We start from the raw sequence: 23,065 nt of genomic DNA on the forward strand, positions 1-23,065 counted from the left end.
AGGCTTTCACCCATAGCGGATGGCTCTCTTGGTTCAGGTTCTTGGCGGAACACATTGAATTTTCAAGAGAATACCATCCGCTATCTTCGTTTTCAGGCCGGCCTCATGAATAGGCCGGGTTTATATGGCAACTATGTTGACAGACTCCGAGTCATGCCCCAGCGCCTGAAGCAGGTGGAATTCGCGCTCGGGTTTCACTCCGGCATTCTCCGCCAGGTATTGGCGTAGATGGCCTTCGGGCAGAAGGTTCGAGAAAAACGGCATGACGCGCCTGCGATAAGCGCGAAACTCCGTCAGCAGTCCGCCAAATTCATCCTTGAAGGAGAGCCCCAGAGTCGGCCGGTCCGGGTTATCGATATAATCATCATAAAACGCGAATAGCGTACGTTCCCCGCCAACATGCGTCAGCGTGCCGATAGGCTCCCCGTGCAGCAGTACCTCAAGAACAGCGACATCAGTCATCTGAATCTTCCTCAAGCTGATAAGCCGGTCTGGGCGCACTCGGTTTTTTATAGGCCGCTGCGCTATGTGCCAGCCGGTTACGCAGCGAATGGATGGCGTCTTCAGCCTGCCTAATGGTTGCATCACTGCTTGAAGGCTCGACCGCTTCCACGGCACGACGCACCTTTTGCAGCACGTCAACGTCGAGCTGACTGTGAATCTGGGTGATTTCACGAACGCGGCGCTGCAAGGCAGCAAGGTGCGCGCTGGGTGCGTTAGCGACGAGGTCGTTGATTTTGTTTTGGATACGCGCAAGCTCCCGCTGCTCGGCTCGGCTGGGAAGCGGTTTGGGCGTCACGCTACGCGTCACCGAGCGCACCGCCGGAAGCGCCTGGCGAGGCACCAGCATCAGCTCCAGCTCAAGCGCGTGCGCCAGCGTGACCAGGCTAGAAATACGCAGGTCAACGGCGTGGCTCTCGATTTTCGAGATGTGCGACTGCGGCACGCCGGAAAGCTTGCTCAGCGCGCGCTGGCTCAGCCCCTTGGCTTCTCGCGCGGCCTTGAGGCGCTCGGCAAGGTGTTCGGTTGCAAAGCTCATGTGATTATCTTTTCTATATCACTTGATGTTCTTGATACATAGAAACATATCATTATTCAGAGGAAACTCAAAAAAGCCCCCTCAAGCCAAACGCACAGGCGGCGCTCGCTTACGGGGGCTTAAAAGTTCGGCCTTGTGCTGGCTTAGCCGGCGAGCTCCTTGCGCACGATCTCCGCACCGGCGCTCAGCGCGTTCATCTTGGCCCGGGCGACGCGGCGCGGCAGCGGGGCCATGCCGCAGTTGGTTGACGGATAGAGGTTCTCGGCGTCGACAAACTCAAGCGCCTTGCGCAGCGTAGCGGCGACCTCTTCCGGCGTTTCGATGGCCTGGGTGGCGACGTCGATCGCGCCGACCATGACCTTCTTGCCACGGATGAGCTCGATCAGCTCCATGGGCACGTGGGAGTTCTGGCATTCCAGCGAGACGATATCGATGCCGGATTTTTGCAGCTTGGGGAACACTTCCTCGTACTGACGCCACTCGGAGCCGAGGGACTTTTTCCAGTCCGTATTGGCCTTGATGCCGTAGCCGTAGCAAATGTGGACCGCGGTTTCGCACTCAAGGCCTTCTATGGCTTTCTCAAGCGTGGCTACGCCCCAGTCGGTCACGTCGTCAAAGAAGACGTTAAACGCCGGCTCGTCGAACTGGATGATATCCACGCCGGCCGCTTCCAGCTCGCGCGCTTCTTCGTTGAGGATCCTGGCAAACTCCCACGCCAGCTTTTCGCGGCTTTTATAGTGGCCGTCATAAAGGGTGTCGATCATGGTCATGGGCCCGGGCAGCGCCCACTTGATCGGCTGGTTGGTTTGCTCGCGCAGAAATTTAGCGTCGTCGACGAATACCGGCTTTTGGCGGGATACCTCCCCCACTACCGAAGGCACGCTGGCATCGTAGCGGTCGCGGATTCTGACGGTTTCGCGCTGATTGAAATCCACGCCGTTGAGATGCTCAATAAAGGTGGTGACAAAGTGCTGGCGCGACTGCTCGCCGTCGCTTGCGATATCGATACCCGCATGCCGCTGTTCGTGCAGGGCCAGGCGCAGGGCGTCCTGCTTGCCTTCTATCAGCCCTTCGCCTTCCAGCTTCCAGGGTGACCACAGCACCTCCGGCTCGGCAAGCCAGGACGGTTTGGGAAGGCTGCCGGCGGTCGACGTGGGTAACAGTGTTGCCATGATGAAAGACCTCGCGATAAATGGGTGCTGAATTCAGACGTCAGGAAGCGTAGCTGATGGACCACTGCTCAAGAATATGGCGGTACGGCTTGATGAAGCTTTCTTCCACAAACTTGCCTTGCTCGGCCGCTAGCTGGCTACGCTCTTCTCGGTCGTAGACGATACGCGTCAGCGAGTAGTCCGGCTGCTCAAGGCTCGGCTGGTAGACTTTTCCTGCTGGAGAATTGGCGTTGTAAATTTCCGGACGATAAATTTTCTGGAAAGAATCCATGGTGCTGATGGTGCTGATAAGCTCAAGATTGGTGTAATCGCTGAGCAAGTCACCGCTGAAATAGAAAGCCAGGGGCGCGACGCTGCCGGGCGGCATGAAGTAGCGAACCCTCATCCCCATCTTGCTGAAATACTCATCGGTCAAGGAGTACGCTTCCTGAACGTACTCGGCGCCCAGCACGGGGTGATAGTTCTCTGTGCGATGATACGTCCTGGTGCTTGACACGCTGATACAAATAACAGGAGGCTTATTAAAATTCTCCCTGTACGTATCAGAGTTCACAAAAGACTTGAAGAGATTGCCGTGCAAAGCGCCGAAATCACTCGGAACGCTAAATTCCTCTTTTCCCTCGTTGTGCTCTTTCAGAACCACGCTGAAGTCGTAGTCCCGCACGTAAGAGGAAAAGTTATTTCCTGTGATTCCCTCAATCCTTTCGTTATTTTTCTTGTCAAAAATGCTTGTTTTCAGTACTTCGATCAGAGGAAGGCCGCTATCGTTAGAGGCAGTATCAACGGCCATTTCCACCGATATAATATCAAGCTCGACCGTATAGCGATCGCCCTTGGGGTTATCCCAATCCGCCAGAGCGTTGAAGCGATTGTCAATCATCTTCAGCGTATTGCGCAGGTTCTCTTCGCGCATTTCGCCCCTGGCCAGGTTGGCAAAGTTGGTGGTGATGCGGGTATTGTTCGACGGGCGATAGTTTTCATCGAAGCGAATACCTTTAACGGTGAATGCAATATCTTTGTTCATCGAGACTTACCATCCTGGTGCCTGAGACATGAAGCGAAGGCATTTGCCTGCTGATATGCCGCTGAAAATCAACGAAAGATTATCGAAACCGGGGGCTCATGAAGCAAGCTGAAGTTTCTCATGATGAACATTAATTCCGCTCATGGTGAGCCGTATCCTCTGAGCGATGCCGTCCCTGCCGTAAAACAACAAAACCCGCACAGGGCGGGTTTTGTCGAATAGATCTGGTGCTTCAAGCAGCACAAATCGCTAAAACACCATGTGCGCCACCAGCGCGATAACCGGCAGGGTGACCAGGGTACGCAGCAGGAAGATAACGAAAAGCTCGATCACGTTGACCGGCACCTGGCTGCCAAGCAGCAAGGCGCCCACTTCCGACATATAAATCAGCTGGGTGACCGACAGTGCGGCAATCACAAACCGCGTCATGTCGTTTTCGATGGAGCTTGCCAGAATAGCCGGAATAAACATATCGGCAAAGCCGACCACCATGGTTTGCGAGGCGGCGGCGGCTTCGGGTATGCGTAACCACTCGAGCAGCGGCACAAACGGCAAACCCAGCCAGCTGAACAGCGGCGTGGTTTCAGCGATGATCAGCGCCAGGGTGCCAAACGCCATCACCACGGGTAATACGCCCAGCACCATATCCAGCGCGTTACCAATGCCGGTACGAACCACCTGGCCCAGGCTATTGACCTTGCCGGCCCGCGCGAGCGCCAGCGCATAGCCGTGGCTTAGCCGCGAGTAACCCTCCGGCGTTGCTTCGCTACCTGCCGGGCGAGGTGCTCCGTTGATAAAGGTATCCTTTTTCCAGCTTAGCGGCGGCAGGCGCGGCACGACGATGGCGGCCGCAATACCCGCCAGGCACACCGCAAAGTAGAACGGTAAAAACAGGTGTTCCAGCCTTACCTGGGCCAGCACCACCAGGCTGAAGGTGATCGACACCGCCGAAAAGGTGGTGCCAATCACCGCCGCTTCGCGCTGGGTATAGTGGCGGCTTTCATACTGCTTGCTGGTGAGCAGAATACCCACGCTGCCGTCCCCCAGCCAGGAGGCAATGCAGTCAACAGCGGAGCGCCCGGGCAGGCGAAACACCGGGCGCATGATGCCGGTGAGCAAGGTGCCGATAAACTCCAGCAGGCCAAAGTCGAGCAGCAGCGGCAGCAGCAGGCCGGCAAACACAAACACCGCAAAGAGTACGGGCAGCAGATCGTTCAGCACCAGGCCGCCGGTATCACCGCCGTACAGAATCTCGGGCCCGACCTGGGCGTAGACCAGCACGACAAACGCCGCGCCCACCAGCCGGCTGGTCAGCCACACAGGGCTGATATTAAACAGGACATTCAAAAAAGGGTGAGCAATCACCCGCTTCGGTTTGAAGACCGTGACCACCAGCGACAGCACCGCCGAGACGGTTATCAGTGCCGTGACAATACTGGGCAGCGCACCGCCCAACACCGCCTGCAGGCTTTTGGCCAGCACCGCTATCATGATGGTGAGATCACCCTGATAGCTGACCGGCGTCATGAAGAGAAAAATGCCCAGCAGCGAGGGCAACAAAAACATCAGCACGTTACGCATGCCGGGCTTTGGCGTTTCGGCCGGTGTATCCTTCATCGTCACTCCCTCAAGAGGCCCGGGCTCCCCTGCCTGGGCAAACATCAAGCATGCTGGTTTATTCAAATCATTCGCGGCAACGCATAAAACCCCGGCAGCGAGGGTGCGCTGCCGGAGGAGATGCTGAAAAACCGCGCATTTTACGTCAAAAACCTGCTGCCAGAAAGGAGGAATAAGGCCTAACCTCTGCGCGAGCAGGCAGCTCCGAGGCGCACCTGCCCTTTCTCTGCCGACCTGGAGCGGCAGCAGTCCCTTACGGCCATCCAGCGCCTGCGGGTATCCTCCATGCCACTTGTGGTAAAACGACTGATGGCCTGAACCTGTCATAGTCAGCAGCCGCACCCTGCGTTTTGTAATGCCTGGAGAACACCTCATGAGCACCAATCACTCCACCATGAATGATCCGGCCCCGGCAGACGGCTTGAGCACCGAGACAGCGGAAGACATCAAGCAGCACGAGAAAGACTACTCGGAAGCCGGTTTCTGGAAGAAAATCACCCAATACGCCAAAAAGGCAGGAGAAGGCACAATTACCCAGGCCCTGAAGCTGTACTACGCGGCCAAGGACCCGGATACGCCCGCCTGGGCCAAAACCACCATTTACGGCGCTTTGGGGTATTTCATATCCCCCATCGATGCGATCCCCGACTTCACGCCGGTGCTGGGCTATACGGATGATTTCGGCGTACTGGCAGCAGCCATCGGCATCGTGGCGGTACACATCAAGGAAGCGCATGCCGAACAGGCCAGGCAAACCGTAAAGCGCTGGTTCTTGTGAAGATCTGCCACGAGCGCTGATCTGCGGTAGCGCCTCACCACCAACTCTCTCGGCAGGCTATAGCAGCCTGCTTCGCCCGGTAAACCGGCCTCTTACAGAAACCTGTACGCTTCCGCCTCTTGTGGTAGGAAGGCGGCTTCGCCGCGCGATAACAGTTATCAACGCCGGAGTACCCGCCCGCCCACAAACGACAAAACCCGCACAAGGCGGGTTCTGTCATATATATTAGGCTGGTGGGCCCAGGCGGACTTGAACCGCCGACCAAGGGATTATGAGTTGGCTTTTAAAACAACAAGTTACTGACACACAAGGAAAAGCGACCGTAATCGAGCGAAAGGTACAATTATTTGGAATCAGTAGGTTAGCGAAATTTGAGGATAGCATACGAAGCTGGTGTGTGTACCGCTGATGTACCGTTTGAAGCGTTTGCGTTCGTGTCGATGACGTGGCTCAGTTGAGTGGTACCTGATGATCAGATGAGTCATAGCAGTTACCCTCTGCTGGCAGCCAGAGATCTTCTACAGCAGTTCATTCGGGAGCAGGGACGTGGGGAAGAAATCTAGAAAGAAGCGGGAGCGCAGACTTGCACGACTGGGAACCGACTATGGGTCTCCTTTGCGTGAGATGTTTGGGCTTCACGGGCAGATCGCTGACGAGAAAGATCAGGAAAATCAATTTCAAAAATGCCTGGAGGCAACACGAGCGTTACTCCTAAAGTATGAGAGCCTTGATGCAGCGATTGCGTTGAGTGTCTCCGAGCTATGGCCAGCCAACACTGGAAGCCCTATCAAGCACATCTTCGCGTGGGGCGTTCTGCTAGATCTTCATCACAGTGACCAAGGCGGAATGTCGATCACTAGCTATGCAGACTTCAAGGCGTTTGCGGGTGCACTGTACGAGGCATGGCCCGAGTTCCCGATGCTTGAGGACTTCTCACCCGAGGCTGACTGGGGGCAAACCAAGGTACGCCTTGGCCAGAGCTTCGTTCCGATTTTCTACGGTAGCTGCATTGAACGTACACCTGACTTCGTAGAAGCATTCCGCATTACTTACGCCCATGTTCCTGAGGCCCAAGCCCATATGGACCTCGCCGTTGCGTTGCAAGCTCGTATCATTGATTCGATACCCGACCTGGGAAACACCACGGCCGGGGAAGCGCAAGTAGCCCATGTCGAAGTGCCCTCCGAGGACTTCTGGCTGACGTGCAGTGCCATGCTTCGACAGGTCGGTGATGATATTGCTGACTGGCGAGATAAGGTGGGGGGTGCGCTCGAGACTCGCTTTGGCGGTTTCAAAGCACCGCTGACCTCGAGCGCCTTCGGCGACGCGGTAATGCAGGGGGCGGCTCTCCCCTTTTTAGGGGTCGAAAGCGACGGCACTTGGGTACCAATGTCAGTTCGTAGCGCCCCAGGGGTCGTCATTGACCACTGGGCCAACAAAGAAGTAGTTGGCCAAATGGTCAATGCTCATACACATCGTAGGCTCGCTCGGTTCGTTGCTGAGCGGTTCCCAGGGACAGTTATGGGACCGCTGACGCTCTTCGTCGGTGACGCCGTCTGTGAAGACCTCCCTATCAGCTGCGTCATATCAGCCGACTCCGGCGTGTACCTTATTTGCGCATGCGACCATGCATCGAATGAGCGGCTGTCAAACGCAGCGAAGGGCACATACGCCAAGGTGAGGCGCGGCGCACCGATTCACTTCCGTCTCGCAGACGGGCGCGGACTCATGTTGTCCAAGGATGGATCCACTGGACCAAGCGCCGACGAGCTTCATATCGTTATTGTAGTTACCCAGGCGGGCACGTCATTTGGCGCCATCGACGTGCCTGAGAGGCCCGCGCGCCTATTGCCGCTGGCGGACTTCATCACTATCTTCGATAGCCTGAATGACCTCGACGAGTTGGAACGTTACTGGAAATTCGTCGATTCTCAAAGGCGGTCTCTCAGTCCCTTCTCTACCGGGCCCGCAGACTTGTATGCATCCTTCAAGGACACACATGGCGTACTTGTCGAAGGAGCAATTTCACCCACCTTTATCGGATTGGACCCTCACTGGGGCACCTCTTGGCGTTTCAAAGCGCTTACTGACTTCTGGTCGCGTGCCCCAAGTGTATTTCCAGATGGCTCTGCGGGCTGGCGGCTGACCCATGGAACCAAAGGCGTCGTTGAGCTCCAATCTCGCCATCACAAGGCAATCGCGTACTCAACATCAGTCGGCACCTGCACCGTTCAATCCCTGGTGCAAATCTCTGAGAGCATGGGGATTGAGGATGCTCGCATGGTCGACCTCTTCGCCCAACTACTTGCGGACTGCACCTATAGATGCCGCGAGCTGATATCGGACGTCCCGCTGTTTCAACAGCCGCATGTCTTGTTCGTCTGCAGCCCTGCCCCCTGTGGCTCTGTTAGCACGGAGGAAGCTCCTCAGCCAATTGAGGAATTCTCGCGAGCAGTAACTACAGCGGAAGAGAATACCGTTCGCAAAGGGCTATTTTACCTGCAAGTTGACACTCGCGCAGTGCTTGCAGGGTTGAACGCGGCCAAGGACGGATCTTTTGAAGTTCGTTGCTTGCTGGAGACGCTCGAAAGGTGTCACGCCGCATGCGGATTGGAGTTGTTCGACGGCGTTAAATACCGGCTTTGTAGCAGAGCGACAGAGCCGGCTCGTTACCACTTGAGAGTCGTTGCCCGAAACGTTGATGTCCCAGACTACGTGGAACCCGTCATCCCCTCGCCCACCGATTACAAGCTTGCACGCAAGCACTTGGCTTCGGAAATCATGGCGCTCAATCTGGTGCCAGGGCGCTATGAACTTTCCGATGCCAAGACCAGGATTGATCCTGCCAGCGTACGATTACGCCTTCACATCGAGAATCGGCTAGCATCGCTCGACAGGCATCAACTTCTTCAGGCATTCATTGAGCAGCACGATGCGTGTCTTGTCACTGAGAGAATGAGGGTACAACGTGCCCGTCAGAGCCTCGCTCATGATGTGGACTACGACAGACCGGATGCCGTTGAACAAGCTCGAAAAGAGTTCGGATCCGCAGCTCGTCACTATCGGTACTTACTGGAAAAAACTGTCAGCTCACCGATACCCGGCAACGAGGAAGTCACTGACGAAGTACTACGTGAGTTGGTTGGCCTAGTTGATTGGTACATGGTACTTACCGGAGCCAGCGATGTCCTTCACAACGGCATAGACGTTGGTGGTGTTGTGATAGACGACTCGTACATCCCAGAGGTCTTTTACTCGACCGGCTCCAACGACCGAGAGGCGGACTTTGCACGCGAGTATGCGAAGTCACGGCTGGGGCTTGGATCGAACAGCGAAGATGCTGTGGAGGGCGAGCCGGAGGAGTTGCTGTCATCAGAGAAGCTCAAGAATGCGTTCGAAGCCGATTTGGGATTTGACCTGCATAGCATGCTCACCGCTCTAGCAGTTTTGTCACAAGCCCAAAGATATGGCTTCGGCGATAAACTCTCTCTCTCGTATGCAGCGGCTCCAAACTGTGTTGCGCAATGCCTGATCGATAGTATTGAGGGACTAGGGCTTGCAGAAGCCGAAAGGATTGTGGCATTCCTCACGCTCTCGGAGAAAGGCGTTCGCAGACTGTCCGGGAAGGATGTCGACGAGAGTGATGTCCCGTACTGGGAGCATAGTAAGCGAATCCATCGATACGCGATCAGACCGTTGGTTGTCGACGGTACAAACTTGCGTTGGGGCGCAGAGGTAGCCAGCCGGTCGATGTACAACTGGATGTCGGCGGTGCGGGACGGCCACCTCCCTGCAGACTTCAAGTGGCCCCATGTTGAACCGGTCATTCGAACAGTCAAGAAGAGCATCGAGAATCGGCTGGAGCTTCGCACCGAGGAGATATTCCGCCGGCACACCCCGTTTGTCCAAAGAGGCATCGACTTCTTCAGGAGGTTCCGCGGCGAGGGATTCGAGGACGTTGGTGACTTCGATGTATTCGCTTACTGGCCAGATGTGAATTTGCTTGTGACGGTGGAGTGCAAGTACAACCAACCGCCTTACACAATAAAGGATGGCCGTCGACTCCGTGACAAAATATTCGGTAAAGCGGAGAGCGACAGGGCTGGGCAGTTCAGTCGAATCCTCGGCCGGAGGCAATTTCTTGCAAAGAACCGCTCAAGGCTGCTTGAGCTACTAAAGTGGCCAAAATCGGAAGCCAAGCCTTTCAGGAATGTGGAACTCTACGTAAGCCGTGACGTGTTCTATTGGATGGTTCATCCACCTTACCCGGTTCCGACCAAGTTCGTGCAAGTGGACGTACTGGACACCTGGATAAAGACTGAACTCATCACGTTGCACAACCATGTCTGAGAACATCAAGAACACTGCAATCACTGCGGCCGGGTACATTTATCAAAATCGTCAAGGCCTCAAGGTTCTTTGCGATTGGCTCGACGCACCGGCTCGCTATAGCCGGGTGAAATTCGAGTGTGATGACGAAAACGAAGCGCCTCAAGGGCTGGATGATATCGTCATCGAACGAAGCGATGGTCTCGTAGACCTTCAACAGGTCAAGTTCACCCCTAATCCTGACGCGCATCTGCTGTCGTGGGAATGGATGCTTGAGAAGTCCGGCAAGACGGCGCGCTCGAGATCTATGCTCCGCAAGTGGTTCGATGCGTTTAAGAAGCTTGACCCGAAACGCATTGGCGAGATTTCTCTGACGACGAACCGTCGGCCGGATGCCGCCATCGAGGCTTGCCTGGATAATGGTAGGATTTCCTTTGCCAAGATTCCGGAGCCGACGCGCTCGAAGGTGATCACTGAGCTTGGCAGTACTGAGAACTGCGAAGCATTTTTCGGCCAGTTGCGCATTCGGCACAGCGATAAGGGATACATCAAGCTGGAGCACGAGGTCGATGCTAGACTCCGAATGTATGGCACCCCTGAAGGCATCGCAATCCTCAAGAACGCTGCCCTGAACTGGGCAACGCAGAAGAGCTTTCCGCCCCCGGACGGCTGGATCACGCTGGTAGAGGTCCTCCCCATCCTGCAGGCGTCACCGCCCGCGCCGCTGCCCGAGGACTTCATAGTGCCCAAGGGGTATGAAGTGCCCGATGCGACGTTCCACAAGGAGTTTGTCCGGGACGCAATCGGAGCTGCTGGGAAGGCGATCGTTCTGACTGGGCCACCTGGCCGTGGAAAGAGCACCTACCTGAGCGCCTTGTGCGACACGCTCGCTGAGCGAGACATCCCTACGGTTCGTCATCATTACTTCCTCTCGACGACTGAGCGTGGCCGTGATCGGGTTAACAGCTACGTGGTCGAGCAATCCATCCAGGCGCAGGTCGAACAGTTTCACGAGGATGTCCCGAGGACGACAGGAGGCCTGCGTGCACTCTTGGAGGCTTGCGCGTCCTACTACAAGGAGTTTGGCAAGCCGTTCGTACTCGTCCTTGATGGTCTGGATCATGTTTGGCGCATCAACGCTGGAGACAAACGGCCGTTGGACGACCTTTTCTCCCAAGTGATCCCTTGCCCGGACAACATGGTATTGCTCGTCGGTACTCAACCTGTGGATAACGCCCAGTTGCCGATTGATCTGATCGCCTCCGCACCTAAGGCCGAATGGCGAACCTTACCGGCGATGTCCGAGAACGCAGTCCTTTCCTACCTCCGTAAAGCGGTTCAAGAGGGCAGGCTCACAACTGGCTTCGAGGATGATAGGCAGGCCGAAGAGCAACTACAAGGTGCAGCGTCCGCGCTCCGCTCAAGAACCAACGGCCACCCCCTTCACGTTATCTACGCCACTGCAGAGCTTGAGCATGCTCGTCGCAGGCTGTCCAGTTGGGATGTTGAGCAGTTGAAGGGAGATCTGAGCAAGGACGCAAAGTTCTACTATGCATCGCTGTGGGAAAGGCTTCTTCCAAGCCTAAAGGATACATTGCGGCTAATCTGTGCTTTCCCATTCTTCTGGCCAAGGACGGCGTTCACTGAGATTGCCGCCGAGATCAAGACTGCCACGCCTGAAGTCGAGAACGTGGAGCACTTACTCCACTCGTCAGCTGCCGGCCTGAAAGTCTTCCACGAGAGCTTGGCTGTCTTCGTGCGCGGGACCGCTGACTACGAAGACCGCATCCAGGAACTGATGCCTGCAGTCGCGAACTGGCTCGAGTATTCTGCTCCCACTTCGTTACGCGTGAACTGGCTCTGGACGGTTCAAGCGAAATTGGGTGACCCCAAGAACCTCATCACGGGACTCACCCGCGACTGGATCATGCTTCGCCTTGAAGAGGGGTATCCAGAGTCGCTGTTCGACACGCTGCTGTCAGAAGCCCTGGTTGCAGCGCTTGAGACCACCGCGTTCGCGGATGCTTATCGTCTGGAGCACCTAAAGGCCCGGATGGTTGGTGGCAGCGAATTCCAAATGCAGAACGATGATCTAGCCCGCCTCATCTCCTACACGTTGGCATTGACTACGGAGGAGAGCGTCATACGTGAGGCTGTTGCGTCCCGACATGAAACGGACATCCTGCGCGTTGCCGCGCTTGGTTTGGCCTTGCGATCGCGGGGCGATCAAGTTCTGGCAGAAACTTGCGGTGAAGAGGCACTTCGTCGCTTCAGAGGCCTGAGTCGTTTCTCCAGCAGATACTCGTCGAACGCCGACTCTGATGAGTTTCAGTTTCTGATCGACGCATTTGCGCGGCTTGGTGCTATCGGTGCGACCTCGACAGCGCTGGCACGGCTGGTTACCAAAAACAGGCCGGTTGTTTGGCTGCCACGGATCCTGATGCTGGTTAAGGAAGGCAATTTGGATGACTTAATGGCGACTGCTGCTTCGCTTGCTCCTGGTCAGAGCAAGAGCATCCTCAGTAATGCGTGCGTCCGTGCGGCGGCGATTGCTGGTGTGAGCATCGCAGAGCGCGATGACTTCAATGAGCTTGACCGAACCCCTTTTGTCGCTGCCGTAGAGGCAGCTTACACCCGGGCCTCAAAGCCGTTGAACAACTCAATCCCCATTGAGTGGCTCAAGGGCAACTACTACGAACGCAGGGAGGATCTGGCGACACTCGCGCACCACTGGTTTTTCAGTGCCGTTCAGCTGAGCCTATGCATGGCTGCGGAAAGTCAGACCGCATTTGAGTTCGTGCGTGCCCCCGTCTACGAAAACAGGAGGAACATCACCGAACTCCTCAACGCGCTCTCTGTGGCCGCGGCGCAGGTTGCGCACCATTGGTGGAGGGGGGAGTCAGTCAATTTCCATGAGCTTTTCGAGTTGCTCAACACAGTAGAGTTCAGACATTTCAGGCAAAGCTATGACTCGAGCTCTGCAGCCGAGGACTTCCGGAGCGCACTGCATCGCATTGCCTGCGACATCCATCTGGGCAGCATCCTGCTGAATCAATCCGACGATGTGGTTCTGACGAAAGAAACCATGGAAGCGGCTGGGCAGTGTACTTGGTTTGACAACGCATCCTTCCGCGCCCAGTACGCAGCTGGATTGCTAACGAGGATGAGTGACGAAGCGGCGGCGACGTTCGTCCAGTCTCAGCGTGTCCAGCTTGATGCAGAAATCCGCCATGAAACCAGCGTACATCTTCAGACGCCACTCCAGCTCTGTGCCATTGCGCTAAACCATGGTTTGAGCACCAGCGCTCGCGAATTGTGCAAGCAAACGTGGGAGCTGACAACCGGCTATGCGCATCGTAAAGACCCTACGCTGAACAATACGGTCGACGCCATCGGCTACCTGGTCGATGCCGCACCGGACGACGCTCGACGGTTGCTCAGTCTTATAGCGCCTCAGGTTCACCACGTTCTGAACTATACCGACGGAAGAGGCACCAGACACGTTCTGGCGGCCGCCGATCGGCTGCTTGCAAGGTTGAAACCGTCAGCGCTGGTGATCAAGTACGAGGAGCACACGCACGCAGGCGACTGGTCGCAAGCAGAAGACAGTCTGCGGGAATACGTGGAGCAAGCCATCAACGACGGTTGGCCCTTGGACGCGTTGATGCGAACCGGACTGCATCCTGAGATTCATGACGTGCTGAATCGACTTACACAGGAAGGCAGCTCAAGCGCTGCAGAGCGGCTGCGCGTTCTTCGCGAGCACGCTGGTTGGGACATCGGCCTGCTGCGACGGTCGGAGCACCCCAGCAGCGACAGCGAGAGCAAGCCTTACAAGGGAGATGTCACGACCTTTGCTCCGGAACAACTCGGCGACCTGCTCGACAGCCTATCGACCAGCTACAACGAGCAAGCGAGGCTTCTTCGCACTTGGTATCAGCACTGGGACAAGGCTGGGCAGGGAAGGCAACTGCTCGCGACGCTCGACGGATTGCTTCTGTCAGAAGAGGGGCGGCGCAAGGGCATCTTGGTACTATCTGATCTGGCCTTTCAGACGAGACGTAAGCTGAGTGGCGTGAATGCGGCATGGAAATACCTTGTCCAGGCACACATCCATAACGGTGCCTGGATCGGGTTTGCTGAGAACGAAGAGAAGACCCGCAGCAGGCTCGATTTGATCCTCAAGCACTATCCGCGGCGCTGCGACGAATTTGTAACTGCGACAACCTACGGTATGTTCGGCGACCCCGAACCGCCACGTGTGGCGCCCACGGAATTGATGGTCTACTTCTATGCGCAACAAAAGCGGACCACAGAGGCCATTAACTTCGCCGAGACGATGGTCAACTGCGTCATTGAAGACACCCGTACCCTGCCTCTGGAACAGCCTCGCTGGGCGGCTGAGCTGGTCTCGTCTACCGTCTCGGGGGCTTGATGAACGACCTTCGCATTCTCATTGCCCGTCTCGGGTGGCCTTCCACGTCCGCACGGTGGTGGACCATGCAGGAGCTCGCAGCTCGGTTGGGAGAGCCAGCTGTGAGGGTCGAAACCGAATCCGCGCTGCTCCAGTTGCTGCGCTCGCGCAAGCTTGAGGCCGAGGTTGTCGAGGTACTGTGCATCTTTTGGATGGCGGCGAAGGGGCTCGGCTACTCCCCCACTGCAGAACTGGCAGAGAGCATTCTGAAACCCTCCCCCCTCTCAGACCTGCTGGTGACGAGTTGTGGACTGTCGATTCAAGCCAACAATGCGAGCCTGAAAGAAGTGCCGGAGGACTTCGAGATACCGGATGACTTCAACGGCGTACAAGGCGTGGACTTGCCCAGGATCTTCCGGACTTCCATGAGCAGGCTCGAAGCCTATTCCGGACTTCCATTCGTCCGGCAGATGGCCTTTGAATGGACGGAGAACCGAGCTGCTTACCCAGATGCCCCGTACCAAGGTGATGCAGGGCACTTCATACGGCCGCTGGGAGATGGCTTCATCGGCCAGCTTTCCACGCGCACCGCTCTTCGCGCCATTTCCGCCTACCTTCGTACGATGGCGGTGGCCAAACACTTCTGGAAGATGCCGCCGGAATTGGCGGATCAGGAATCTCTTTTAGCACTACCGCTCCATCCGACTCTAGCTCTGCTTAAACCAGGGCGTCCAGACTGGTTCCCGGAACCAACTGACTTCGACGGCGATACCGAAGCGACCGAAACATCATTTCGTACCCTCCTTGCCCGCGTGGCGGCAGCACGTCATGGCGACGAACTAATCGCCTTCAACTCGCCAGTCGTGATGTCCATGGAACGGTGTGTGGAGGTGTCCCTGGTACGGTGGTCACAGGTCACTGGCGGCAACATTGACGATGCGGACTTGGCGGCTCACCTTGAGTCCTTCTGGACACGCAGGCAAGCGCTTTCCAGCAAAACTCCGGAACCACTCAGCACAACGACCCTCGTAGTTCCACCGACACTCGAACAACTGGTGGACAAAGCTTGTAAAGCTTGGCCGCTGGCCGGCACGCTCGACTTCGACCGGATGGGTTACCTCCAGCATGATCTGTATCCATCACGGCTCTTCTTTCCGACGATGTCTGGTTTGCATGAGGTTGAGATCACGCTTCGTGACGGACAGCTAGAGGTAGAGGTAGAAAATCAGGTCGTCGCTGATCTTTGCTACTGGAACGCAGGGTGGGGACCGGCTCGACCAAGACAACTTCGTGGAAATTGTGGGACGGCACTCATCTCACGCGGGAAAGCGTATCGCGAGAGTATAGGCGCTGAAAGCAGGTCGCTGCGTGCGTTTTATCTATGGCAGATACGTACGCTGCAACGAAGCGGTAGCTTTGACGAGTTCAGCGAGACATTAGCTACAGGCACCATATATGTTTAGCTCGGTCCTCAGCGGTGAGGTGGCGATAGCTATAAGTCATGGTAACTGATGGATAAGGTGTTGCACTTGGAACTGGAGATCGCCCCCTCATAGCCCGGAATCTCCCAATCATCTTCGAAGTACCTAAGCACCCAGCCGTAGCCCTCTTCTGGAGGGCACGGATCGATCTTGAAGCTATATCGCGGCATTTCCGTCTCCTACGCTCAAACCAGGTTCCAACGTTTGCGACTACCGTAGGCCAGTGCCATCACGCGCTCGTTAACCTCCCATACTTTGTCCTGAAGCTGTTTGATGCTGATTTCTCCCTGACTTTGGTCCTTGATACGCATGCGGGGTAAGCCCAGCCGAGTACCGCCCGAGTTTTCAATCACGTCAGTCAGTGAAAGAGAGGCCTGGATCAGGGCCGAGAGCTCTTCCTCGTTCATGACTGGCTGGCGTAGCAGCGTGGCCCGAATCAGTGCCGAAGCCCAGCGAGTGCGATTTGGGAACCCCTCATAGGCGGCTCGCTCTGCGATCAACTCCTGCTCCTGGCGAGTCAGTCGAATCGATAACTTGCAGGACTTGGGGCCCCGCATCATGTCTCGCCCTTCTTCGGCGATGCTCTCCCCACAGGCGCGCTGAATCATCTCCCGTAGTACGTCTGACTCCGAACGGCCAGATGCTTCACAAAGGCGCTGCCAGGCTTCCTTCTCGACTAGTGTCAGCCTGGTCTTGACCACTGCTGTTTCTGTCATTTCGTCATCCTTCATCACGTGCTGCCCTTCGAATCTGGTACCAAATGCCAGCACGCTGTCGGCAACGGCTGACACTTCGCGAATCCTGCCCTAGCTCAAAAAACACTCATGGATTTCGTACGCACGAAATTTTGACTCTGGCAGTGCCCTCTCTCGCGCTCTTTTTCGTACGGACGAAAATGGGTTCAGGGATGCGCTAGGCCACTCCCTTAGTAATACGCACGGACTTGTCTCAAGCTTCTCGGACTTGCCTCGTTAGAACTACTTCGTTTCGTGCGCACGAAAAGCTGCATGCCCTTCCGGCTGCGTTGTCGTCCCCAATCTGCAGGGCTTCGCCATTAGTAATACGGACGGACCTGTCTCAAACATGCTCGTCGCCTGGGGCTGATAGGGAGGCTTCGCCATTAGTAATAGGGGAGGCACTTGTCTCATATTCAAGGGCCTCTCCCCGCTCGCGCCGGCGTCTGGCCATCTCAGCTTTCATCCACTGCCCGGCGGCGCGCATCTCGGCTCGCAGTTCCTCGATCTCCCCGGGTGTCAAACGCCGGTAGCTCATGAGGTCTCGTTCTGAGATGGATCACGTCGGAGCTCGGGATATATCGCTGCGCGCCATCGCCACTGGAGCATGCAAACGGCAATACCAGCCACACAGACAAACAGGGTACGAGCAGCCTCGCCATCGCCAGCAAGGGCGGCGCTGGCCAAACCAGGCAGTTCAGGGAGCAATGCCACGGACAACAGGATACCGACCACTAGTAACAGGCCCGAGATGACCAGCCCCATTCCACGCTTTAACCGCGTCCATCGGACGCGCCAGGTATCTAACCACTTGATATTGGTATTCATGACTTAGCCTCCTGTGATCGCGTTGCCAGCACCGAAGCGCTTCTGGTAGGCACGATAGGCAGACTTGGCGCCACGGTAAGGAGAGGTTGCCGCACTGCCTGCTAATCGTGCATCGCGTTGTACGCCGCGATACTGACGGCGTATTGCTGAGGGGCGCATCGCGGACATAGCAGAGCCCAGAGCACCCTGAGTTGCCACTGCCACACCGCCGCCCAATGCAGAAGCAATGGCCGGAACCTGCTTCAGCACAAGGATGCCAAGGGCGAAAAAAGCAATCAGATAGGCGCTTGTGGTCATACTGGCCATGCTGCTTGCCGACGACTCCACGATGTTCATGAACGCCTCGCTGACATCGATGACCATGCGCCCAATGGCTGAACCCAAAACCAGTAGCATGCCGAAATTGATCACCATGCCCAGCCAGCTCTCGAAGAAACGTTGCGTGGTGTTAAACAGCAGACCGATGATGAAGAGCGGACCAATCGCCAGCAGAACCGTCGTTGCCACCTTGCTGACCAGTAGGAGAAACGCCACTACGATGGCAACACCACCACCAAACACCATGATCAGAATTGCCACCAGATACATGCCGAAATCACCACTCATGACTCCCGCTTTATTCCAGGCCTGATCAGCTACGGCGAGAACGCGGGAGAACAGGCTGTCCAAAATGGCCGCTGCGCCTCCATTGGACCCCGTGATGACTGCTGCTACCTTTTCCGGGCCGTGAAGCCAGCACGTCCACCACGACGCCCATATAGGTACCGACCGTCAGCCCCAAAGTCATGATGAAGCCGATGCGAAGGATGCGAAAGACGCCCTCCTGCAAGGGCTCACTGACCTTGCCAAACATCATCAAATAGCCCCAGATGGCGATCCAGACGATCAACATGCTGGTGAACATCGGAGTGATGTAGGCGATGAGGTCGGTAGCCGTGTTGATGATGTACCGGTCCAGTGCCTGATCAATGACGGAGAACATGCCTTCAAACAGGTTCATGAGTCCTCCTTGCTCTTGAGGCTAGACAGGTCGAGCTCGAAGGGCTCACCGCTAGACAGTGCCCTTTCTGCCTGGAGTGCATTAATGCAATTCGGTGTCCCCTGGAGTTCACCAGGGTTGTTGCCACACGTCTCCAGTGTCACCTTGCGCTTGTCGTCATGCACTTTGTACCAGTCCACGGTCTGAACCGGGCCAGTATCCGGGGTGTCATCGAAACACCCGGTCAGCGCAACGCTGACCAGAACCACAACGGCAATATTTCGTGCGCACGAAATTTTCCTGGCACCCATAAGGCCTCCTTACCAATCAAGTTCGAAAGGTTCCCCTGATGACGCGACGCGCATCTGCTGAACCCGCTGAGCGTGAAGCGCTTGGTTGGCCTCGGCCTGAGAGCGGAGCATGGTCAGCTTGGCCATTTCGTTTTGCAGCATGACTTCCTCGGCACCGATACGAGCCTGGAGGTCCAGAACGTCTTTCTGGTCCGGGCTGTTGTTGACCTCAGCCACCAAGCCGCTCAGCTCGCTGAAACGCTCCTGAGCCTGTTTCAGGGACTTTTGGGACTGGCCAAGCCAGTTCGCCGCGTTCTGGTTGCCGCTGTCGTACAAGTCCGCCACGTCACCTGACAGGCCGTGTTCGTTCGCTCCCCTGATGCCGGCATCATTCAGTACCTGGTTAGGATCGACGGTCACGGCGGGGTCATAGGCCGAGTCGATGACATTGCCCAGGCCTCGGACGCCGCTCATGCTGTCCAACTCCTTGTTGGCCGTTTCGAGCTGGCTTTTCAGTTGCTCGATTTGGTTAAGCATGTGCTGGACCTGCAAAATCTGCTGGGTCAGGTTCGACACGTCGATAACGGGAATCCCACCTGCCATGGCTGGCTGCGATAGACCGATGGTGGCCGCGAGAGCGACACCAGCGATTTTTCGTGCGCACGAAATGTTGTTGCTCATGATCATTCTTCCTTTTGAGGGTTATGCCGGGTCGCCTTGGCCTCCAAACGCCGTTTCGTCCTCTTGAGCGTGAGCGACCGTTTTTCAAAATCCAGACTTTTCAAGTCGATGGACTCCATCACCTCTTTCATCTCTTCGATGCAGGTAAAGAAGTCTTCAGGAAGGGCTTCCAAGCCTTCGGTGAGAAAATCGCAAGCGTAGCCGGCAATGATCATCAGAGTTCGAATCTCACTCTGGATGGCGTGTTGTTCGACCGCGTGTGATCGGTATAGCCGTGGCAGGCCACTGTCGGTGTAGGCGGGTGTGATACCCTGTCTGTTAGCCATGTATGCCTCCTATGCAGGCAGTCGTGGTTAGGCGCGGTCGGGGCCATCACCCCCGTTCCGCGCCGCTTGAATTCTATGTGCGAAGGGTTCTGCGCATTTCTTCTACTGCAGGAGCTCCAACCTTGTCGCTGCCGTAGTTTCTGGCTATGAGATCTGCTCTTTGCTGGCCCAGCAACTCAGCCATCTCGGCCCGCGTTAATTTTGGTTCGGCCCCAGGATGACTCTCGACCTTGGCCGCCTCGTTTTTATTTCTTGATGTACTCTGTGTTGTATTCTCTGTAATAGATTTGCCCTTTGGTCGAATCAAGGTTTGACCATCCTGATCACCAGATTGGCCAGAAGGGATAGTAGAATCGACCAAAGGGAAAAACTGGGAATTACAACCACTTCCAGAAGAGCCTTCGTCGAGCTGGTCCGTCAAAAGCTCAAGCAGGCGCTCACAGTTCACTCGATACCAAATCTTTGCAGGAACATCTCTCCTCTCTTCCTCAAGAACGCCAATTTCCACTAGCGATTTTCTAGCATTGGCCTGCTGTTTCGGTGTTAATCCAGTTTCTGATTCCCAGCTATCTTCGCCTCGCTGATTTTTATAGAACCATCCATTACGTGCTTTCGTCTTTGAGTTACGACTCCAGTAAAATGCTTGACTGAGAAAAACTGCACCAGGAACCGAAACACCAGGTAGAAGTGTGAATGCGGTATAATAGGCAATCACCCTACCCAGAATTTCCTGCACTACCGATGGATTAACACGCGCCATATTCAGAAGGCTCCAAATTAAGGGCGTCTTTGACTTGGAGCGTCCGGAAATAGACACGGCGCCCCACCTTCACCATCGTCGGCTTCAGCTTTCGAGAGACCTCAGTATCTGAATAAAGAGAAACCCGCACGCCATCAGGCGAACGGCCGAGGAGATCCGCCAGGTCTGATATACTCATCAGTAGGCCGAACCTTTCAATAAGATAATCTTCGACTTTCATGGCTAGCACCTCATCAATCACACATCGACGTAATCAATGCTAACCAAGTAAAATCAAAGCTCAAGCGAACGTTTTTTGCACAGTAATCAAGATGCTAAACATTGATCATCAAAGTGTATTAATTTGAAGAAACAACGCTCACGATAAATAAAGAATTACAATAACTTATAGGATTAACGAAATTTTACAATTTCTTTTCGGCGAAACTAATTCGACCACAGCGGGGAAATAAGAATAATAATAACATTATTATTCTTATTATTAGAGAGACTAGCGGACTGGCGAACGGTGGCTTGCATCAGTTGCTTACAGCCACCGCCAAGTCTAATACAACTCTTTATGTATTTCTTCTTGTACCTCTATAAGCAACTTCAATCTCCTCTTGCAGCTTTCTCGATCGCTAGTGATAAACCTTGCCAATATTGAGGTAATTTTTCTCGAACGCTGTGTGAGAACCTGATGGCGAGATTCAATATTACGAAGATGATTAAGCTTGAGATCTTTTATCATATTCTCAGCCTCAGCTTCTCGCCCTGAGCCATCTACGACAATGTAAACGGGCCCCGGTTCTTTGCGTACACAAGCTGCTATATCATCATAATATGGGTGGGGCCAACGAAACCTTCCTAATCCGGGATAAAGATATCGAGCTTCTCTAATAGAAGAGTCTCCAAGATCCCGCGTTCCTTTCTCCATATTACATGAATGGCAGCTTAGTATTAGATTGGTTGCAGTGAAGGCATGCCGACGATAATAGCCTCGAGATTTGTCTAGAAAATGCTCGATATCTTCCAAGGTGTTTCTTCTTTCAACAACAATAATTCTTTGGCAATAAGGACATATCTCATTTTGCTCTTCCCGCAGAATATCTCTTGTTAGCTTTTTTACATCAGATAGAGAGCGGTGCCCCCACTCAATATCACCCCTTAAGTACTTCTGAATAGAATCACGATATTCCTTCCTATTCAAAACCACTCTGATTATAGGTTTTAAACTAGCCACTTTAGAACCCCAGAATTGTTCCAATGATTTTCACCAAGGGATCATCTTGAGACAGATCCAAGTCGAGGCTCTCAAGCAACCTTCTTTTTTCTCTAAACTCTTGGCTATCTTGTTCATTCTCTGTAATGAGCTTCAAGCACGAACTTACTAAAACCGCAACCTCAGGCGATCTTGCAGAAAAAAGATGGAATTGATCACGCAATACAGCATCACTTGTCTTCCCATAAAGCTTTACTCGTGACCAACTTTGCCCTGAAGGAAAATCACATAAATATGAACCCTCATTACGTATACTGCTAGCAATCAAGGGAGAATGCGTAGCTATTAACATGGTTGTATTTGAGTGCAACCTGGTTGTAATACTAACCAAATCTCTTACAATGTTTGACTGCCACGAGGGGTGAAGGGAATTTTCTGGCTCATCATAAAACAATATGGAATTCTTTTCAGAGCAAAACAAGCACCCTAAAAGGGTTAAAATATATTGCTTTTCTCCCGAACTAAGCTCAGCAAGGCCATACCACTTACCATTTCTTGAAAACAAAATATCAGAGAGAAGAATATTCCCGTTAGCGATATGCTCTTCGAATAAATTGAAATATCTAATCGAATCGCCCAGAGAATGGAACTCTACTTCTAACTCTGAACCAATCGCATCGATAGCATCACTTTTCTTCCCCTTACCGTATCTAAACTTAAGGACCATCCTCCCCTCAAAGGAGACCTTTTCAAAAACCTCAAATAACAAAGAGATATTATCATATACAACATGCTTAGGATCCAGAATATAATTTACCAAGGTTCGAAATGGCGAAATATCAGACACCATATTGTTATTGACTTTATTTCCAAGATAGACTGCGGCATCACTCTTGCTCTTCCCCATGTATATAGACCGGGGATATTTGTCATGCATTGTCCCAGATAAACATATCATTCGATCGAATTGTGAGCCATCGCCATTTAATGCCTTTGCAATACTTTCTGATGCATATTTAAAGAACCTAGACTTTCCTGTACCATTCTTTCCTGTGACGACATGGACCCCTCCTGCCCGAAGAGAACTCAACAGACTCCCATAAACTTTTTCTTGTGCTTTTAATCCCATTCAAACCCTCACTATTAAAAAGACAATAAACTAAATCCTGAAGGACCACCAAATATCACACAATAAACTAAGGAAATAAAGAAATTAAAATATAAAAAGAACACCGAACTCACAAATAACTATAAATATATTACACATGATTTATCCCATCTAGCTTTACCCCGCCTTATTCACGAAGACGCTGACTGGGCGGCGTGAAGAGGCTGGCTGGCGGCGTCGCTCATCAGGATCGGCCTCTCCGACGCGAGAGGCCGCTGAGTAATGCCCGAACATGGCTTTCTTC

General features: G+C 54.4%; 20 protein-coding genes. 4 read left to right on the plus strand and 16 right to left on the minus strand.

Translation table 11 applies throughout. The annotated features are described in order from the left end of the window. Positions 1 to 120: 120 nt before the first annotated feature. The 5 genes from RS027_RS11990 to RS027_RS12010 all read right to left on the minus strand — a co-directional run bounded on the left by RS027_RS11990 (position 121) and on the right by RS027_RS12010 (position 4,852). Complete coding sequence (locus RS027_RS11990; protein ID WP_311957259.1) at positions 121 to 462, minus strand: HipA N-terminal domain-containing protein; 342 nt, start codon at positions 460 to 462, stop codon at positions 121 to 123. Then, complete coding sequence (locus tag RS027_RS11995) at positions 455 to 1,039, minus strand: helix-turn-helix domain-containing protein (RefSeq protein ID WP_311957261.1); 585 nt, start codon at positions 1,037 to 1,039, stop codon at positions 455 to 457. The genes RS027_RS11990 and RS027_RS11995 overlap by 8 nt, the downstream gene beginning before the upstream one ends. A 143-nt stretch (positions 1,040 to 1,182) precedes the next feature. Continuing rightward, positions 1,183 to 2,211, minus strand: coding sequence for a methionine synthase (locus RS027_RS12000; protein ID WP_311957263.1), 1,029 nt, complete (start codon positions 2,209 to 2,211; stop codon positions 1,183 to 1,185). A gap of 40 nt (positions 2,212 to 2,251) precedes the next feature. After that, positions 2,252 to 3,235, minus strand: a complete 984-nt coding sequence (locus RS027_RS12005) for a DUF1852 domain-containing protein (RefSeq protein ID WP_311957264.1) — start codon at positions 3,233 to 3,235, stop codon at positions 2,252 to 2,254. A gap of 249 nt (positions 3,236 to 3,484) precedes the next feature. Further along, positions 3,485 to 4,852: a YjiH family protein gene (locus RS027_RS12010; protein ID WP_311957265.1), complete on the minus strand. Its 1,368-nt coding sequence runs from the start codon at positions 4,850 to 4,852 to the stop codon at positions 3,485 to 3,487. Between the two features lie 373 nt (positions 4,853 to 5,225). Here RS027_RS12010 and RS027_RS12015 point away from each other — a divergent pair, with 373 nt between their 5' ends. The 4 genes from RS027_RS12015 (at position 5,226) to RS027_RS12030 (ending at position 15,836) form a co-directional block, all read left to right on the plus strand. Beyond that, positions 5,226 to 5,630 (plus strand): YkvA family protein, encoded by a 405-nt coding sequence (locus tag RS027_RS12015; RefSeq protein WP_311957266.1) that lies wholly within the window; start codon positions 5,226 to 5,228, stop codon positions 5,628 to 5,630. Positions 5,631 to 6,176: 546 nt separating this feature from the next. Then, positions 6,177 to 9,980: a hypothetical protein gene (locus RS027_RS12020; RefSeq protein WP_311957267.1), complete on the plus strand. Its 3,804-nt coding sequence runs from the start codon at positions 6,177 to 6,179 to the stop codon at positions 9,978 to 9,980. After that, positions 9,973 to 14,394 (plus strand): ATP-binding protein, encoded by a 4,422-nt coding sequence (locus RS027_RS12025; protein WP_311957278.1) that lies wholly within the window; start codon positions 9,973 to 9,975, stop codon positions 14,392 to 14,394. Before RS027_RS12020 ends, RS027_RS12025 begins: the two co-directional genes overlap by 8 nt. A gap of 65 nt (positions 14,395 to 14,459) precedes the next feature. Further along, the gene (locus RS027_RS12030; RefSeq protein WP_311957279.1) at positions 14,460 to 15,836 is read left to right on the plus strand and encodes a hypothetical protein; all 1,377 of its coding nucleotides are present in this window, start codon (positions 14,460 to 14,462) and stop codon (positions 15,834 to 15,836) included. A gap of 203 nt (positions 15,837 to 16,039) precedes the next feature. Here the strand turns inward: RS027_RS12030 and RS027_RS12035 are convergent, their stop codons facing one another. The 11 genes from RS027_RS12035 to RS027_RS12085 all read right to left on the minus strand — a co-directional run bounded on the left by RS027_RS12035 (position 16,040) and on the right by RS027_RS12085 (position 22,782). Then, positions 16,040 to 16,645, minus strand: a complete 606-nt coding sequence (locus RS027_RS12035; protein ID WP_311957280.1) for a hypothetical protein — start codon at positions 16,643 to 16,645, stop codon at positions 16,040 to 16,042. 477 nt (positions 16,646 to 17,122) lie between these two features. Beyond that, the gene (locus RS027_RS12040) at positions 17,123 to 17,416 is read right to left on the minus strand and encodes a hypothetical protein (protein ID WP_311957281.1); all 294 of its coding nucleotides are present in this window, start codon (positions 17,414 to 17,416) and stop codon (positions 17,123 to 17,125) included. A gap of 3 nt (positions 17,417 to 17,419) precedes the next feature. Continuing rightward, positions 17,420 to 18,085, minus strand: coding sequence for a TrbL/VirB6 family protein (locus RS027_RS12045; protein WP_376717599.1), 666 nt, complete (start codon positions 18,083 to 18,085; stop codon positions 17,420 to 17,422). After that, on the minus strand, positions 18,048 to 18,416 hold the full coding sequence (locus RS027_RS12050) for a type IV secretion system protein (protein WP_311957282.1): 369 nt from the start codon (positions 18,414 to 18,416) through the stop codon (positions 18,048 to 18,050). Before RS027_RS12050 ends, RS027_RS12045 begins: the two co-directional genes overlap by 38 nt. Then, positions 18,413 to 18,706: an EexN family lipoprotein gene (locus tag RS027_RS12055; RefSeq protein WP_311957284.1), complete on the minus strand. Its 294-nt coding sequence runs from the start codon at positions 18,704 to 18,706 to the stop codon at positions 18,413 to 18,415. Before RS027_RS12055 ends, RS027_RS12050 begins: the two co-directional genes overlap by 4 nt. Positions 18,707 to 18,715: 9 nt before the next feature. Next, complete coding sequence (locus RS027_RS12060; RefSeq protein ID WP_311957285.1) at positions 18,716 to 19,366, minus strand: type IV secretion system protein; 651 nt, start codon at positions 19,364 to 19,366, stop codon at positions 18,716 to 18,718. A 2-nt stretch (positions 19,367 to 19,368) separates the two neighbouring features. Further along, complete coding sequence (locus RS027_RS12065; protein ID WP_311957286.1) at positions 19,369 to 19,692, minus strand: hypothetical protein; 324 nt, start codon at positions 19,690 to 19,692, stop codon at positions 19,369 to 19,371. Between the two features lie 73 nt (positions 19,693 to 19,765). Further along, a complete protein-coding gene (locus RS027_RS12070) occupies positions 19,766 to 20,452 on the minus strand; it encodes a hypothetical protein (RefSeq protein WP_311957287.1) in 687 nt (228 codons plus the stop codon). Beyond that, entirely contained in the window at positions 20,439 to 20,672 is a 234-nt protein-coding gene (locus RS027_RS12075) for a plasmid-related protein (protein WP_089726948.1), read from the minus strand. Before RS027_RS12075 ends, RS027_RS12070 begins: the two co-directional genes overlap by 14 nt. Positions 20,673 to 20,996: 324 nt before the next feature. After that, complete coding sequence (locus RS027_RS12080; RefSeq protein WP_311957290.1) at positions 20,997 to 21,698, minus strand: HNH endonuclease family protein; 702 nt, start codon at positions 21,696 to 21,698, stop codon at positions 20,997 to 20,999. Further along, positions 21,676 to 22,782, minus strand: coding sequence for an AAA family ATPase (locus RS027_RS12085; protein WP_311957291.1), 1,107 nt, complete (start codon positions 22,780 to 22,782; stop codon positions 21,676 to 21,678). The genes RS027_RS12080 and RS027_RS12085 overlap by 23 nt, the downstream gene beginning before the upstream one ends. Positions 22,783 to 23,065: the final 283 nt, after the last annotated feature.

This window comes from Halomonas garicola, from assembly GCF_031935715.1.
Lineage (GTDB): Bacteria > Pseudomonadota > Gammaproteobacteria > Pseudomonadales > Halomonadaceae > Vreelandella > Vreelandella garicola.

Excerpts from the sequence above, each read along its gene's own strand:
- RS027_RS12005 (WP_311957264.1), bottom strand. The coding sequence starts at position 3,235 with ATGAACAAAGATATTGCATTCACCGTTAAAGGTATTCGCTTCGATGAA.
- RS027_RS11995 (WP_311957261.1), bottom strand. The coding sequence starts at position 1,039 with ATGAGCTTTGCAACCGAACACCTTGCCGAGCGCCTCAAGGCCGCGCGA.
- RS027_RS12015 (WP_311957266.1), top strand. The coding sequence starts at position 5,226 with ATGAGCACCAATCACTCCACCATGAATGATCCGGCCCCGGCAGACGGC.
- RS027_RS12050 (WP_311957282.1), bottom strand. The coding sequence starts at position 18,416 with ATGAACCTGTTTGAAGGCATGTTCTCCGTCATTGATCAGGCACTGGAC.
- RS027_RS12010 (WP_311957265.1), bottom strand. The coding sequence starts at position 4,852 with ATGAAGGATACACCGGCCGAAACGCCAAAGCCCGGCATGCGTAACGTG.
- RS027_RS11990 (WP_311957259.1), bottom strand. The coding sequence starts at position 462 with ATGACTGATGTCGCTGTTCTTGAGGTACTGCTGCACGGGGAGCCTATC.
- RS027_RS12075 (WP_089726948.1), bottom strand. The coding sequence starts at position 20,672 with ATGAAAGTCGAAGATTATCTTATTGAAAGGTTCGGCCTACTGATGAGT.
- RS027_RS12040 (WP_311957281.1), bottom strand. The coding sequence starts at position 17,416 with ATGAATACCAATATCAAGTGGTTAGATACCTGGCGCGTCCGATGGACG.
- RS027_RS12070 (WP_311957287.1), bottom strand. The coding sequence starts at position 20,452 with ATGGCGCGTGTTAATCCATCGGTAGTGCAGGAAATTCTGGGTAGGGTG.
- RS027_RS12030 (WP_311957279.1), top strand. The coding sequence starts at position 14,460 with ATGCAGGAGCTCGCAGCTCGGTTGGGAGAGCCAGCTGTGAGGGTCGAA.
- RS027_RS12060 (WP_311957285.1), bottom strand. The coding sequence starts at position 19,366 with ATGAGCAACAACATTTCGTGCGCACGAAAAATCGCTGGTGTCGCTCTC.
- RS027_RS12025 (WP_311957278.1), top strand. The coding sequence starts at position 9,973 with ATGTCTGAGAACATCAAGAACACTGCAATCACTGCGGCCGGGTACATT.
- RS027_RS12055 (WP_311957284.1), bottom strand. The coding sequence starts at position 18,706 with ATGGGTGCCAGGAAAATTTCGTGCGCACGAAATATTGCCGTTGTGGTT.
- RS027_RS12000 (WP_311957263.1), bottom strand. The coding sequence starts at position 2,211 with ATGGCAACACTGTTACCCACGTCGACCGCCGGCAGCCTTCCCAAACCG.
- RS027_RS12085 (WP_311957291.1), bottom strand. The coding sequence starts at position 22,782 with ATGGGATTAAAAGCACAAGAAAAAGTTTATGGGAGTCTGTTGAGTTCT.
- RS027_RS12065 (WP_311957286.1), bottom strand. The coding sequence starts at position 19,692 with ATGGCTAACAGACAGGGTATCACACCCGCCTACACCGACAGTGGCCTG.